This is a genomic window from Streptomyces calvus, from assembly GCF_006782915.1.
GTDB lineage: Bacteria > Actinomycetota > Actinomycetes > Streptomycetales > Streptomycetaceae > Streptomyces > Streptomyces calvus.
In genome coordinates this window covers 20,250-34,825 of the sequence record NZ_VCNP01000053.1, presented here as the reverse complement: position 1 = coordinate 34,825, position 14,576 = coordinate 20,250, and the positions used below count along the sequence as shown (strand labels likewise).

The window sequence follows — 14,576 nt, the reverse complement described above, 5'->3', positions numbered from 1 at the left end:
CGGGGACAGGCGGGCAGGCGCCACCAGGTGTTCCGTACGCCTTTGTACGGGACGCATATGAGGGACCGTCAGGTCACCTTGTGAGCCGAGCCGTGCCGGCCGTCAGACCGCCAGTGCGCGGTCCGTCGGACGGATCGGCGCCGGCAGCTCGCTCGCTCCGGTGAGGAAGCGGTCGCAGCCGCGGGCGGCCGAGCGGCCCTCGGCGATCGCCCACACGATCAGCGACTGTCCGCGGCCGGCGTCACCGGCGACGAACACGCCCGGCACGTTGGTCTGGAAGTCGGCGTCGCGAGCGATGTTACCGCGCTCGTCCAGTTCCAGGCCGAACTGCTCGACCAGTCCGTTCTCCCGGTCGGTGCCGGTGAAGCCCATGGCGAGCGTGACCAGCTGGGCCGGGATCTTGCGCTCGGTGCCCGGCTTCGGGGTCAGCCTGCCGTCGACGAACTCGACCTCGGTCAGGTGCAGCCACTGGACGTTGCCGTCCTCGTCGCCCTCGAAGTGGGTGGTGGAGACGGAGTAGACCCGCTCGCCGCCCTCCTCGTGGGCGCTGGTGACCTTGTAGAGCATCGGGAAGGTCGGCCACGGCTGGGAGAGGGGGTTCCGCTCGTCGTTCGGGCGGGGCATGATCTCCAGCTGCGTGACGGAGGCCGCGCCCTGGCGGTGGGCGGTGCCCACGCAGTCGGCGCCGGTGTCACCGCCGCCGATCACGACGACGTGCTTGCCCTCGGCGGTGATCGGCGGTGCGACGTAGTCGCCCTCCTGCACCTTGTTGGCCAGCGGCAGGTACTCCATGGCCTGGTGGATGCCCTTGAGTTCGCGACCCGGCACCGGCAGGTCGCGCGCGGTCGTCGCGCCGACGGCCAGGACCACGGCGTCGTACCGCTTGCGCAGCGCGGTCGCCGGCATGTCACGGCCGATCTCCACGCCGGTGCGGAACTTGGTGCCCTCCGCGCGCATCTGCTCGATACGGCGGTTGATGTGCCGCTTCTCCATCTTGAACTCGGGGATGCCGTAGCGCAGCAGGCCGCCGATGCGGTCGGCGCGCTCGTACACCGCGACCGTGTGGCCGGCCCGGGTCAGCTGCTGGGCGGCGGCCAGACCGGCCGGGCCCGAGCCGACGACGGCGACCGTCTTGCCGGACAGGCGCTCGGGGATCTGCGGGGCGACGTCACCGGTCTCCCACGCCTTGTCGATGATCGAGACCTCGACGTTCTTGATGGTGACCGGCGGCTGGTTGATGCCCAGCACGCACGCCGACTCGCACGGGGCGGGGCACAGGCGGCCCGTGAACTCCGGGAAGTTGTTGGTGGCGTGCAGGCGCTCCTGCGCGGCCGACCAGTCCTCGCGGTAGGCGTAGTCGTTCCACTCGGGGATGAGGTTCCCGAGCGGGCAGCCGTTGTGGCAGAACGGGATGCCGCAGTCCATGCAGCGGCTGGCCTGCTTGCTGATGATGGGCAGCAGGGAGCCGGGGACGTAGACCTCGTTCCAGTCCTTGACGCGCTCCTCGACCGGGCGGGACGTGGCGACCTCGCGCCCGTGGTTCAGGAAGCCCTTCGGGTCAGCCATTGATCGCCGCCTCCATCATCTTCTCGTGGGTCTCGGTCTCGGAGAGACCGGCTCGCTCGGCGGCGTCCTTGGCGGCGAGCACTGCCTTGTACGTACTGGGGATGATCTTGCTGAAGCGCTCCACGGCCGTGTCCCAGTCGGCGAGCAGCTTCTCGGCGACGGTGGAGCCCGTCTCCTCCTGGTGCCGGCGGACCACGCCGTGCAGCCACTGCTTGTCGGCCTCGTCCAGCGCCTCGACGGCGTCCAGGTTGCCGGCGTTGACGTTGTTCCGGTCGAGGTCGATGACGTAGGCGGTGCCGCCCGACATGCCGGCCGCGAAGTTGCGTCCGGTCTCGCCGAGGACGACCGCCCGACCGCCGGTCATGTACTCGCAGCCGTGGTCGCCCACGCCTTCGGAGACGACCAGCGCGCCGGAGTTGCGGACGCAGAACCGCTCGCCCGTGCGGCCGCGCAGGAACAGCTCGCCGCCGGTCGCGCCGTACGCGATCGTGTTGCCGGCGATGGTCGAGTACTCGGCCAGGTGGTCGGCGCCGCGGTCCGGGCGGACGACGATGCGGCCGCCGGACAGGCCCTTGCCGACGTAGTCGTTGGCGTCGCCCTCCAGGCGCAGCGTGATGCCGCGCGGGACGAAGGCACCGAAGGACTGGCCGGCGGAGCCGGTGAAGGTGATGTCGATGGTGTCGTCGGGCAGACCGGCACCGCCGAACTTCTTGGTCACCTCGTGGCCGAGCATCGTGCCGACGGTGCGGTTGATGTTGCGGATGGCGACCCGGGCGCGCACCGGCTGGGCGTCCTCCGCCGAGGACGCGGCGAGCGCGTCGGCGGCGAGCTTGATCAGCTCGTTGTCGAGCGCCTTCTCCAGGCCGTGGTCCTGGGCGACGGCCTGGTGGCGGACGGCGCCCTCGGGCAGCTCGGGCACGTGGAACAGCGGGGCCAGCTCCAGGCCCTGCGCCTTCCAGTGGTTCACCGCGCGGGTCACGTCGAGCACCTCGGCGTGGCCGACGGCCTCCTCGATGGAGCGGAAGCCCAGCTCGGCGAGGAGCTCGCGGACCTCCTGCGCGATGAACCGGAAGAAGTTCACCACGTACTCGGCCTTGCCGTTGAACCGGTCGCGCAGCACCGGGTTCTGGGTGGCGATGCCGACCGGGCAGGTGTCCAGGTGGCAGACGCGCATCATGACGCAGCCGGAGACGACCAGCGGAGCGGTCGCGAAGCCGAACTCCTCGGCGCCGAGCAGCGCGGCGACGACCACGTCGCGGCCGGTCTTCAGCTGGCCGTCGGTCTGCACGACGATGCGGTCGCGCAGTCCGTTGAGCAGCAGCGTCTGCTGGGTCTCGGCGAGACCCAGCTCCCAGGGACCGCCCGCGTGCTTCAGCGAGGTGAGCGGCGAGGCACCGGTGCCGCCGTCGTGACCGGAGATCAGCACGACGTCCGCGTGCGCCTTGGAGACACCCGCGGCGACGGTGCCGACGCCGACCTCGGAGACCAGCTTGACGTGAATGCGCGCCTGGGGGTTGGCGTTCTTCAGGTCGTGGATCAGCTGGGCGAGGTCCTCGATGGAGTAGATGTCGTGGTGCGGCGGCGGCGAGATGAGGCCGACGCCCGGCGTCGAGTGCCGGGTCTTGGCGACCCACGGGTAGACCTTGTGGCCGGGCAGCTGGCCGCCCTCGCCGGGCTTGGCGCCCTGGGCCATCTTGATCTGGATGTCGTCGGAGTTGACCAGGTACTCGCTGGTCACACCGAAGCGGCCGGAGGCGACCTGCTTGATGGAGGAGCGGCGCGCCGGGTCGTACAGGCGCTCCGGGTCCTCGCCGCCCTCACCGGTGTTGGACTTGCCGCCCAGCTGGTTCATGGCGATGGCGAGGGTCTCGTGCGCCTCCTGGGAGATGGAGCCGTACGACATGGCGCCGGTGGAGAACCGCTTGACGATCTCGGAGACCGGCTCGACCTCGTCGACCGGGATCGGCTGCCGGTCGCTCTTGAAGCCGAACAGGCCGCGCAGCGTCATCAGGCGCTCGGACTGCTCGTTCACGCGCTCGGTGTACTTCTTGAAGATGTCGTACTTGCCGGAGCGCGTGGAGTGCTGGAGGCGGAAGACCGTCTCCGGGTCGAACAGGTGCGGCTCGCCCTCGCGGCGCCACTGGTACTCGCCGCCGATCTCCAGGGCGCGGTGCGCGGGCGCGATGCCCGACGCCGGGTACGCCTTGGCGTGGCGGGCGGCGACCTCCTGGGCGACGACGTCGATGCCGACGCCGCCGATCTTGGTGGCGGTGCCGTTGAAGTACTTCTCCACGAAGGCCTCGTCGAGGCCGACGGCCTCGAAGACCTGGGCGCCGCGGTAGGAGGCGACGGTGGAGATGCCCATCTTGGACATGACCTTCAGCACGCCCTTGCCGAGGGCGTAGATCAGGTTCCGGATGGCCTGCTCGGGCTCGATGCCCGGCAGGAAGGTGCCCGCGCGGACCAGGTCCTCGACGGACTCCATCGCCAGGTACGGGTTGACGGCCGCGGCGCCGTAGCCGATGAGCAGCGCGACGTGGTGGACCTCGCGGACGTCGCCGGCCTCGACCAGCAGGCCCACCTGGGTGCGCTGCTTGGTGCGGATGAGGTGGTGGTGGACGGCTGCGGTGAGCAGCAGCGACGGGATCGGCGCGTGCTCGGCGTCGGAGTGCCGGTCCGACAGGACGATCAGGCGGGCGCCGTTGCCGATGGCGGCGTCGGCCTCGGCACAGATGTCGTCGATGCGGGCGGCGAGCGCGTCGCCGCCGCCGGACACCCGGTACAGGCCGGAGAGGGTCGCGGCCTTGAAGCCGGGCATGTCGCCGTCGGCGTTGATGTGGATGAGCTTGGCCAGCTCGTCGTTGTCGATCACCGGGAAGGGCAGGACGACGCTGCGGCAGGAGGCCGCGGTCGGCTCCAGCAGGTTGCCCGAGGGGCCCAGCGGGGAGCGCAGGGAGGTGACCAGTTCCTCGCGGATCGCGTCCAGCGGCGGGTTGGTGACCTGCGCGAACAGCTGGGTGAAGTAGTCGAAGAGCAGACGCGGGCGCTCGCTGAGCGCGGCGATCGGCGAGTCGGTGCCCATCGAGCCGATCGGCTCGGCGCCGGACTTGGCCATCGGCGCGAGCAGGACGCGCAGTTCCTCCTCGGTGTAGCCGAAGGTCTGCTGGCGGCGGGTCACCGAGGCGTGGGTGTGCACGATGTGCTCGCGCTCGGGCAGGTCGGACAGCTCGATCTCGCCGGCCTCCAGCCACTCCGCGTACGGGTGCTCGGCGGCGAGCTGCGCCTTGATCTCGTCGTCCTCGATGATGCGGTGCTCGGCGGTGTCCACGAGGAACATGCGGCCTGGCTGGAGGCGGCCCTTGCGGACGACCTTCGCCGGGTCGATGTCGAGGACGCCGACCTCGGAGCCGAGGACGACCAGGCCGTCGTCGGTGACCCAGTAGCGGCCGGGGCGCAGGCCGTTGCGGTCGAGCACGGCGCCGACCTGGGTGCCGTCGGTGAAGGTGACGCAGGCGGGGCCGTCCCAGGGCTCCATCATCGTGGAGTGGTACTGGTAGAAGGCGCGCCGGGCCGGGTCCATGGAGTCGTGGTTCTCCCACGCCTCCGGGATCATCATCAGCACGGAGTGCGGCAGCGAGCGTCCGCCCAGGTGCAGCAGCTCCAGGACCTCGTCGAACGAGGCGGAGTCCGAGGCGTCGGGCGTGCAGACCGGGAAGATGCGCTCGATGGCCTTCGGGTCGGCGCCGAACAGGTCGGAGACCAGCTGGGACTCGCGGGCGCGCATCCAGTTGCGGTTGCCCTTGACGGTGTTGATCTCACCGTTGTGCGCGACGAACCGGTAGGGGTGCGCGAGCGGCCACGACGGGAAGGTGTTCGTGGAGAACCGGGAGTGCACCAGCGCGATCGCGGAGCCGAAGCGGCGGTCGGACAGGTCCGGGAAGAACGGCTCGAGCTGGCCGGTGGTCAGCATGCCCTTGTAGACGATGGTCCGCGCGGACAGCGACGGGAAGTAGACGCCGGCCTCGCGCTCGGCGCGCTTGCGCAGCACGAACGCCCTGCGGTCGAGGTCGATGCCCCGGTTGTCGCCGGCGGCGACGAAGATCTGCCGGAAGACCGGCATGGTCGAGCGGGCGGTGGCGCCGAGCAGTTCGGGCGCGACCGGCACCTCGCGCCAGCCGAGGACGGTCAGGTCCTCGGCGGCGGCGATCTCCTCGATCCGGGCGACGGCCTCGTCGGTGCCGTCCTCCGGGAGGAAGGCGATACCGACGGCGTAGCCGCCCGCCTCGGGCAGTTCGAATCCGGCCACCTCGCGGAAGAAGGCGTCGGGGACCTGGGAGAGGATGCCGGCGCCGTCGCCGGAGTCGGGCTCGGAGCCGGTGGCGCCGCGGTGTTCGAGGTTGCGCAGGACGGTGAGGGCCTGCTCGACCAGGGTGTGGGACGCCTCGCCGGTCAGGGTGGCGACGAAGCCGACGCCGCAGGCGTCGTGCTCGTTGCGGGGGTCGTACATACCCTGCGCAGCAGGGCGAGCATCCATGAACGACCAGTTCAGGCCGTCGTTCGAGGAATGCTGGGACGGCTGGCGCGGCGTACGCATCGGCTCTCCCGTCGTCGTCATGTGGCATGTGCTGGTGCCGAGGGACGACGTTGGCCCTCTGCGTAAGTGCGAAATTTCGTGCAGGTTACATGATGGATCGGTTCTCGGGAACCGGGATAATCCGTTCCAACATGCGGACACCGCTTGGGTCGCGACGGGGGTCTCGCGCCGGTCGGTGGAAGGTGTGGGGACCGTGCCGGACAGATCGATGTCCGGCGGTCCGATGGCGGGATTTGGCTCCTTCGCCTGTCCCGCGGGCACGCCGCCGGCGTCGTTGCCGACAGCGCTTGGGGCTCATGCCCGGTCGCCATGCGGTCGAAACCAGCAAGTAACGATTATTTATACGGCTCATTGCATACGTGCAAGCCCTCTCATCCTACGGCCGTTCCGAACAGCGTGCCCAGGGCGTACGTCACACCGGCCGCCGCGCCACCGAGCGCGAGCTGCCGCAGGCCGCTGTACCACCAGCTGCGCGCCGTCACCTTGGCCACCACCGCGCCGCACAGGAACAGCCCGAGCAGCGCCAGCAGCACGGCCGGCCACAGACTGCTCGCGCCGAGCAGGTACGGCAGTACGGGCAGCAGGGCGCCCAGCGCGAAGGAGCCGAAGCTGGACACGGCCGCCACGGTCGGCGACGGCAGGTCGCCGGGGTCGATGCCGAGTTCCTCGCGGGCGTGGATCTCCAGGGCCTGCTCGGGGTCGCGCGACAGCTGCCGGGCGACCTCGCGGGCCAGGTGGGCCTCGACGCCGCGGGCCTCGTAGAGCGCGGCGAGCTCGGCCTCCTCGTCCTTGGGGTGCCGGCGCAGCTCACGGCGCTCGACGTCGAGTTCGGCCTCGACCAGCTCCCGCTGGGAGGCGACGGAGGTGTACTCGCCGGCCGCCATCGAGAAGGCGCCGGCGGCCAGACCGGCCAGGCCGCTGAGGACGACGGTCTGCTGGCTGACCGACCCGCCGGCGACACCGGTCATCAGGGCGAGGTTGGAGACCAGTCCGTCCATGGCTCCGAAGACGGCGGGGCGCAGCCAGCCGCCGTTCACGTCCCGGTGGGTGTGGTTGTCGCGGTGCGCCTCGTGCAGCGTCGCCTCGGTCTCGATGATGGCCATGCGTACTCCCCCAGACCTCTTCTTTGGACAGGTTCCATTTTTCGACAACAGCCAAGGTACGCCTCTGCATTCCCCTCCGCCAGCAAGGAAAGGCTGGGCTTACCTGCGGTTTTGCGTGTTCTGCTCGTTTGCGTGGATGGCTGCACAGATGTCGACCGGGTGACGCTGGGGCCGGTGAGGCTGCGCCGGACACCGCACCGGGGACAGTTCCGCAAAGGGCTCCGCGCCTCTCGGGGCGCACCTGAGAGGAGAGCCGCGTATGGCATCCACCGCCTGCATCCCCTCGGTCCCGGCGCCCGGGGACGCCCTCGGGCTCCGCGCACGCGCGCGCGGCGCGCTGCTCGGCCTCGCCGTCGGCGATGCGATGGGCGCCCCGGCCGAGAACCTGAAGCCCTCCGAGATCCGCGCGCGCTGGGGCCGCATCACCGGCTACGTGGCCGACCGCCCGGCCGGCACGGACGACACCGAGTACGCGATCTTCTCCGGGCTGCTGCTGGCCCGGCACGGCTCCGCGCTCACCCCTGCGCACGTCGAGGCGGCCTGGCACGAGCTGATCGCCGACCGCGCCGAGGGCCCGTTCCGGGGCGCGGGCTTCAGCGAGCGCGGCACGCTGGAGAACCTGCGCCGGGGGCTGGCCGCGCCGATCTCCGCCCAGCACCGGCACGCCTGGAGCGACGGGCTGGCGATGCGGGCGGCACCGCACGGGGTCTTCGCGGCGGGCCGCCCCGACGAGGCGGCCCGGCTGGCGGCGATCGACGGTTCGGTCAGCCACGACGGCGAGGGCATCCACGGCGGCCGGGCCGTCGCGGCCGGTGTCGCGGCGGCGATGGCCGGGGCGCCGGTGGTCACGGTCGTGGCCGCGGCGCTGGCGGTGGTGCCGGACGACTCCTGGACGGCGCGCTCCCTGCGCCGCGCGGTCACCGCGGCCCACCTCGGCGAACGCGCGGTCCGCGCCGCCGTGGTGATCGGCGGCTACCCGTGGACCGACCTGGCCCCCGAGGCGGTCGCCCTCGCCTTCGGCGCGTACGCGGCGGCCGACGGCGACTTCGAACAGGCGGTGCTGACGGCCGTCAACATGGGCCGCGACGCCGACACCACGGCGGCGGTGGCGGGCGCGCTCGCGGGCGCGACCCAGGGCGTGGACGCGATCCCGGGGCCCTGGGCGGACGCCATCACCCCGGCCCGCGGCAGCTGCCTGCCGGCGATGGCGGGCCACCACGTCCTCGACGTCGCGGACCTGCTGACACCGCCGGAGGACACCGGGGCGCGGGAGCCGCGCGGCCCGGCATCCGACAGCTACGTCCTGGCACCGGACAACGAGACGGAGACACCGGCATGATCTCCCCCTCCGAGGCATCACCCGCGCCCGCCGACGGCCGTCGACCCGCGCAGGAACCTCCCGCGCAGGAACCACCCGCACCGGCACCACCCGCACCCGACCGTCCCGCACCCGACGGCGGCGCGGACGGAAGCTCCCGGGCCGCGGGCGCCGCCCCGGCCGAAGCCGGCCCCGCGCCGTTCCCGGCCCACGACGCAGCCGAGGCCCGAGCCGACCCCGCGCCGCCCCGGACCCACGGCACGGCCGACGCCGCACCCCGCACCGCACCCCCGCGGACGAAGATCGAGGGCCTCCTCCTCGGCCTGGCCGCGGGCGACGCCGCCGGCTGGCCCGCCGCCCGTCACCGCGCCGTCCGCATGCCCGAGTGGACCCGCCGCCTCACCCGCGAACTGGACACCTTCGCCGAGCAGAACGCGACGACCACCCTCCCCGTCCCCATCGCCCTCAACCAGCCCCCCGAACCCCTGTGCCTCGGCCCCTCCGACGACGCCGAGTGGGCGGCGTTCGCGGCCGAGGCGCTGCTGCGGGCCGGTGACGACGCCGCGCTCGGCGACCTGAGCCGGGAGCGCCGCACCCGTGCCGCCCTGGACCTGACCTGGAACTCGGTGGCCGCCGAGATCGCCGCGGCCACCGAGCGCGCCCCCGAGACCGAGTCGGCCGTCCTCCCGCTGCGCGCCCGCATCTCCGTGCGGGCCGGTCTGGGCAACCTCGCCACCGGACTGCGCCCGCCCGCCACCGGTCACGACAATCCGCACTACTTCGACGACGCCGCCTGCGTACGGGCCTGCGTCCTGGCCGTGGCCCACCCCGGCGACCCCCGGGCCGCCGCCGACCTCGCCGAGTTCGACGCCCGCTACACCCAGGACGGCGACGGTGTGCACGGCGCCCGCGCCATGGCCGCCGCCGTCGCCCTGGCGCTGGCCGGGGCGGACCCGTACGCCTGCGTGGCCGCCGCCTGCGACGAGCTGCCCGAGGACACCGAGATCGGCCGCAACGCCCGGCACGCCCTGCGGCTCGCCGCGGACGCCGGCAGCGCCTTCGCCCTCGTGCCGCCGCTGGAGCACCAGATCGTCGACCACGTCTACAGCTACGGCATCGCGGCCGCCGAGACCGTGCCGGTCGCCCTGGCCCTGGCAACCGCCGCCGGCGGCCGGATCGCGGAGGCGGTGCCCGCGGCGGCCTGTCTGTCCCGGGTGGCGGACTCCGCCCCGGCGCTCGTCGGCGCCCTCACCGGCGCGCTGGGCGGTGCGGCGGCGATCCCGGAGTCCTGGCGGGAGAGCTGCCGCACGCTCCCCGGCTGCGTCCTGCCCCGGCTCACCGGCACCGACCTGGTGGAACTCGCCGGACTCCTGGAAGCCGCACAACCACCGCCACCGGGAGGATGATTCGGGCATGAAGCGTGAAGAGGTACAAAACACCGGCCGGGATGTTCCGCTGGACGAGCGGATCACCGGCGCCCTGGTGGGGGCCGCCGTCGGCGACGCCCTCGGCGGACCGGTCGAGGGCTACTCCCCGGAGCAGATCGTCGAGCGCCACGGCGGCCGCGTGCACGGCGTCGTCGGCCCGTGGAACGGCGACGACTGGCGCACCGCCCGCCCCATCGCCCCGTACCACAAGGGCGACGGCCACGTCACCGACGACACCCTGATGACGCACGCACTGGTCCGGGTCTACGCGACGGTCCGCGACCACCTGGACGCCTACGCGGTCGCCGACCACCTGGTACCCGACCTGATGACGAACCCGCGCTGGATCCCCGAGCTGGAGGCGGAGGCACTGCCCCTGCAGCGGATCTTCCTCGCGGAGAAGTGGCTGGTGGCGCGGCTGCACTACGGTCACGTCGACCCGCGCGAGGCGGGCACCGGCAACATCGTCAACTGCGGTGCGGCGATGTACATGGCCCCGGTCGGCCTGGTCAACGCCGCCCACCCGGCCGCCGCCTACGCCGAGGCGCTGGACGTGGCGGGCGCCCACCAGTCGTCGTACGGCAGGGAGGCGGCCGGGGTCTTCGCCGCGGCCGTGGCGGCGGCGTGCGCGCCGGACGCGACGGCGGACTCGGTGGTCGCCGCGTGTCTGTCCCTGGCGAAGGACGGCACGCGGGCGGCGATCGAGCGGGTCTGCGAGGAGGCGGCGCGGCACACCGACGTCGAGTCGGCGCTGCGTCCGCTGCGGGAGGCGGTGGCGCCGTTCGACACCGTGGGCCCCGACTACCGTTCGCCGTCCCTGGGCGCCCGCCGTCCGTCCCGGCTGCACGCCATCGAGGAACTCCCCGTCGCGCTGGGCATGGTGGTGGTGGCCGGCGGCGACTTCCGGCACGCCGTGCTGGGCGCGGTGAACTACGGCCGTGACTGCGACTCCATCGCCACCATGGCCGGTGCCGTGACCGGCGCCCTCGGGTCGCCGGTCCCGGACGACTGGGCCAAGACCGTGGCGGAGGCCAGCCGGCTCGACCTGTGGGAACCGGCGGCCGCACTGACCGCCGTGACCCGCGAGGTGTTCGCCCGTGACGTGCGGCGCCGCCGCGCCCACGAGGAGGCGTTCGCACGGCTGGACGGCACGCCATGCTCCGACTGACCTGGGTCCAGCCGGAGGACCTCATCGGACACGAGCTGCGCCAGGCGGTCCTGGACGGCCGCGAACCGTCGGCGGTCGCCGCCCGCTGGCGCGCGGCCGGCGGCCCCGACGCCCCGCTCACCGCGGGCGCGTCCGCCCGGCCGGCCTCCCGCTACCTGCGTCTGCTGGCCACCGACCTGCTGGACGAACTGTCCGAGCTGCCGAGCGCGCTGACGGACGACGAACCGACCGGCCTCGCCGCCGTCCGGGCGCTGTGCCCCGACTGGCCGGAGCCGCCCGCGCACCGCCCGGCCCCGCCGGACACCGCACGCCTGGAGGCGGCCTGGCTGGGCCGGGCCGTCGGCTGCCTGCTGGGCAAACCGGTCGAGAAGCTGCCCCTCGACGGCATCCGCAGCCTCGCGCGGGCGGCCGGCAACTGGCCCCTGACCACGTACTTCACCGCCCGCGGCGTCCCCGCCGACCTGCTCGCCCGCCACCCGTGGAACCGCCGTTCCGCGGCCACCTCGCTGGCCGAGAACATCGACGGCATGCCCGAGGACGACGACCTCAACTACCCGCTGCTCGGCCTCCTCGTCCTCCAGCGCCACGGCCGGTCCTTCACCACCACCGACGTGGCCCGCGTCTGGCTCGACGAACTCCCCGCCGGCCGCACCTTCACCGCCGAGCGGATCGCCTACCGCAACCTCCTGGCCGGCCTCGAACCCCCGCTGACCGCCCGCCACCACAACCCGTTCCGCGAGTGGATCGGCGCGCTGATCCGCGCCGACGTGCACGGCTGGACCAACCCGGGCGACCCGGCCGCCGCGGCCGCGGCGGCCCACCGCGACGCCACCCTCACCCACACCGCGAACGGCGTGTACGCGGCGATGTTCACCGCCGCCGTCATCGCGGCCGCCGCCGGCGGAGACCGCGACGTGCACTCCTGTCTGCGCACCGGCCTCACCGTCGTCCCGCCCCGCTCCCGGCTCGCCCGCGCCGTCACCCACGCGGTCCGACTGGCCCGGGAGCACGGCGACTTCGCCACCGTCGTCGACCTGCTGCACGACCGGTACGCCGCCACCCACCACTGGGTGCACGCCGTCCCCAACACCGCGCTGATCGCCGCCGCCCTCACCCACGCCGACGGCGACTTCGCCGGCTCCGTCTGCCGTGCCGTCTCCGGCGGCTGGGACACCGACTCCAACGGAGCGACCGCCGGTTCCGTCGCCGCCCTGCTCGCCGGTTCGCCCGACGCGCTGCCCGAACGCTGGACGGCGCCGCTGAAGAACCGGCTGGCCACCTCCGTCGGCGACTTCCACGGCACCGGCTTCGACACCCTGGCCCGTCTGACCCGTCTGGAGGCCTCCCGCCCATGAGCCGCCCCTCCCCCACCGACCCGCCGCTGACCGGCCTGCGCGTCCTGGACCTCGCCACCCTCTTCGCCGGCCCGCTCGCCGCGACCCTGCTCGGCGACTTCGGCGCGGAGGTCGTGAAGGTCGAGCACCCGAGGAAACCGGACCCCTCCCGCGGCCACGGCCCGTCGAAGGACGGCATCGGCCTGTGGTGGAAGGTGCTCGGCCGCAACAAGCGCACCATCTCCCTCGACCTGTCCAAGCCGGGCGGCCGGGCCACCCTGCTGCGCCTGGTCGAGAACACCGACGTGGTCATCGAGAACTTCCGCCCCGGCACCCTGGAGAAGTGGGACCTGGGCTGGCCGGAGCTGTCCGCCGTCAACCCCCGCCTGGTCCTGGCCCGGGTCACCGGCTTCGGCCAGTTCGGCCCGTACGCGCACCGGCCCGGGTTCGGCACGCTCGCCGAGGCGATGAGCGGCTTCGCCGCGATCACCGGCGAACCGGACGCGCCGCCGACCCTGCCGCCGTTCGGACTGGCGGACTCCATCGCCGGTCTGACCACGGCGTACGCGGTGATGGCGGCGCTGGCGGGCCGGGACCGCACCGGTGAGGGCCAGGTCGTCGACATGGCGCTGATCGAGCCGATCCTCACCGCGCTCGGACCCCAGCCGACCTGGTACGACCAGCTCGGTCACGTCCAGCCCCGCACCGGCAACCGCTCCCAGAACAACGCCCCGCGCGGCACCTACCTCACCGCCGACGGCACCTGGGTCGCCGTCTCCACCTCGGCCCAGTCGATCGCCGAGCGGGTCATGCACCTGGTGGGCCGGCCCGAGCTGACCGAGGAGCCGTGGTTCGCCACCGGCGCGGGCCGGGCCCGGCACGCGGACGTCCTGGACGAGGCGGTCGGCGGCTGGATCGCCCGGCACACCCGCACCGACGTGCTGGCGGCCTTCGAGAAGGCGGAGGCGGCCGTCGCGCCCGTCCAGGACGTCCGGGACGTCATGGCGGACCCGCAGTACCAGGCGCTGGGCACGATCACCACCGTCGACGATCCCGAGCTGGGCCCGCTGCGCATGCAGAACGTCCTGTTCCGGCTCTCGGCCACGCCGGGCGCGATCCGCTGGGCGGGCCGTCCGCACGGCGCGGACACCGAGGAGGTGCTGACCGGGCTCGGCCTCACCCCGGACGACCTCGCGGCGCTGCGCGCGGAGGGCGCCCTGTGACGGCCCACCCGCTGACCTGGCTGTACGCGCCCGGCGACCGTCCCTCCGTGGTGGCGAAGGCACTCGTCGCCGGGGCCGACGTGGTGGTGATCGACCTGGAGGACGCGGTCGCCCCCGACCGCAAGGGCTACGCCCGCGAGGCCACCGCCGAACTGCTGCGCACACCGCAGCCGGTCCCGGTGCACGTCCGCGTCAACGCCCTGTCCGGCCCGTGGGGCCGCTCGGACCTCGCGGCCCTCACCACAGCCCCCGGCCTGTCCGGGCTGCGGCTGCCCAAGGTGTCCTCGCCGGCCGACGTGGTGCGCGTCGCCCGCCGCGCCGTGTCCGCGCACGGCGGAACGCTCCCGCTGTACGCACTCCTGGAGACGGCCCTCGGCATCGAACGCGCGCACGCCGTGGCCCGCGCCCACCCGTCCCTGCGCGGCATCGCCATCGGCGAGGCGGACCTACGGGCCGACCTGGGCGTACGGGACGACGCGGGCCTGGACTGGTGCCGCTCCCGGGTGGTCGTCGCCGCGCGGGCGGCGGGCCTGGCCCCGCCCGCGCAGTCCGTCCACCCGGACACCCGGGACCTGGACGGCCTGCGGGCCTCCTGCCTGCGCGGCCGCTCCCTGGGCTTCCTCGGCCGCGCCGCGATCCATCCACGGCAGCTGCCGGTCATCGAGCGGGCCTACCTGCCCACGGAGGAGGAGATCGAACAGGCGGAGACCGTCCTCAAGGCGGCGGCCGCACACCAGGGCGCCCAGGCCCTGCCCGACGGCACCTTCGTCGACGCGGCGGTGGTGACGGCGGCCCACCGCACCCTCGCCCTGGCCCGGCGGGACTGAAACCCGCCGCCCGCAC

Annotated in this window: 9 protein-coding genes; 6 read left to right on the top strand and 3 right to left on the bottom strand. The window is 73.4% G+C overall.

Features of this window, described 5'->3' with window-relative positions:
• Positions 1–102: 102 nt before the first annotated feature.
• From FGW31_RS26115 to FGW31_RS26105, 3 genes are all read right to left on the bottom strand, one after another.
• Positions 103–1,566: a glutamate synthase subunit beta gene (locus FGW31_RS26115; protein ID WP_142195975.1), complete on the bottom strand. Its 1,464-nt coding sequence runs from the start codon at positions 1,564–1,566 to the stop codon at positions 103–105.
• Positions 1,559–6,160 carry a glutamate synthase large subunit gene (gene gltB, locus FGW31_RS26110; RefSeq protein WP_142195989.1) on the bottom strand — a complete coding sequence of 1,534 codons (4,602 nt, stop codon included), beginning with the start codon at positions 6,158–6,160 and terminating at the stop codon, positions 1,559–1,561. The genes FGW31_RS26115 and gltB overlap by 8 nt, the downstream gene beginning before the upstream one ends.
• A gap of 371 nt (positions 6,161–6,531) precedes the next feature.
• On the bottom strand, positions 6,532–7,263 hold the full coding sequence (locus tag FGW31_RS26105; RefSeq protein WP_142195974.1) for a VIT1/CCC1 transporter family protein: 732 nt from the start codon (positions 7,261–7,263) through the stop codon (positions 6,532–6,534).
• Between the two features lie 259 nt (positions 7,264–7,522).
• On the opposite strand from FGW31_RS26105, the gene FGW31_RS26100 reads away from it, so the two are divergent.
• Genes FGW31_RS26100 through FGW31_RS26075 form a run of 6 tightly spaced genes read left to right on the top strand, consistent with a single transcriptional unit; the run spans position 7,523 to position 14,560 of the window.
• Positions 7,523–8,602 (top strand): ADP-ribosylglycohydrolase family protein, encoded by a 1,080-nt coding sequence (locus FGW31_RS26100; RefSeq protein WP_142195973.1) that lies wholly within the window; start codon positions 7,523–7,525, stop codon positions 8,600–8,602.
• Entirely contained in the window at positions 8,599–9,987 is a 1,389-nt protein-coding gene (locus FGW31_RS26095) for an ADP-ribosylglycohydrolase family protein (RefSeq protein WP_233452579.1), read from the top strand. Before FGW31_RS26100 ends, FGW31_RS26095 begins: the two co-directional genes overlap by 4 nt.
• Positions 9,988–9,994: 7 nt before the next feature.
• A complete protein-coding gene (locus tag FGW31_RS26090) occupies positions 9,995–11,176 on the top strand; it encodes an ADP-ribosylglycohydrolase family protein (protein WP_142195972.1) in 1,182 nt (393 codons plus the stop codon).
• Complete coding sequence (locus FGW31_RS26085; RefSeq protein WP_142195971.1) at positions 11,164–12,531, top strand: ADP-ribosylglycohydrolase family protein; 1,368 nt, start codon at positions 11,164–11,166, stop codon at positions 12,529–12,531. The genes FGW31_RS26090 and FGW31_RS26085 overlap by 13 nt, the downstream gene beginning before the upstream one ends.
• Positions 12,528–13,733 (top strand): CaiB/BaiF CoA transferase family protein, encoded by a 1,206-nt coding sequence (locus tag FGW31_RS26080; RefSeq protein ID WP_142195970.1) that lies wholly within the window; start codon positions 12,528–12,530, stop codon positions 13,731–13,733. Before FGW31_RS26085 ends, FGW31_RS26080 begins: the two co-directional genes overlap by 4 nt.
• Entirely contained in the window at positions 13,730–14,560 is an 831-nt protein-coding gene (locus tag FGW31_RS26075; RefSeq protein WP_142195969.1) for an HpcH/HpaI aldolase/citrate lyase family protein, read from the top strand. Before FGW31_RS26080 ends, FGW31_RS26075 begins: the two co-directional genes overlap by 4 nt.
• The last annotated feature ends 16 nt before the right edge of the window (positions 14,561–14,576 follow it).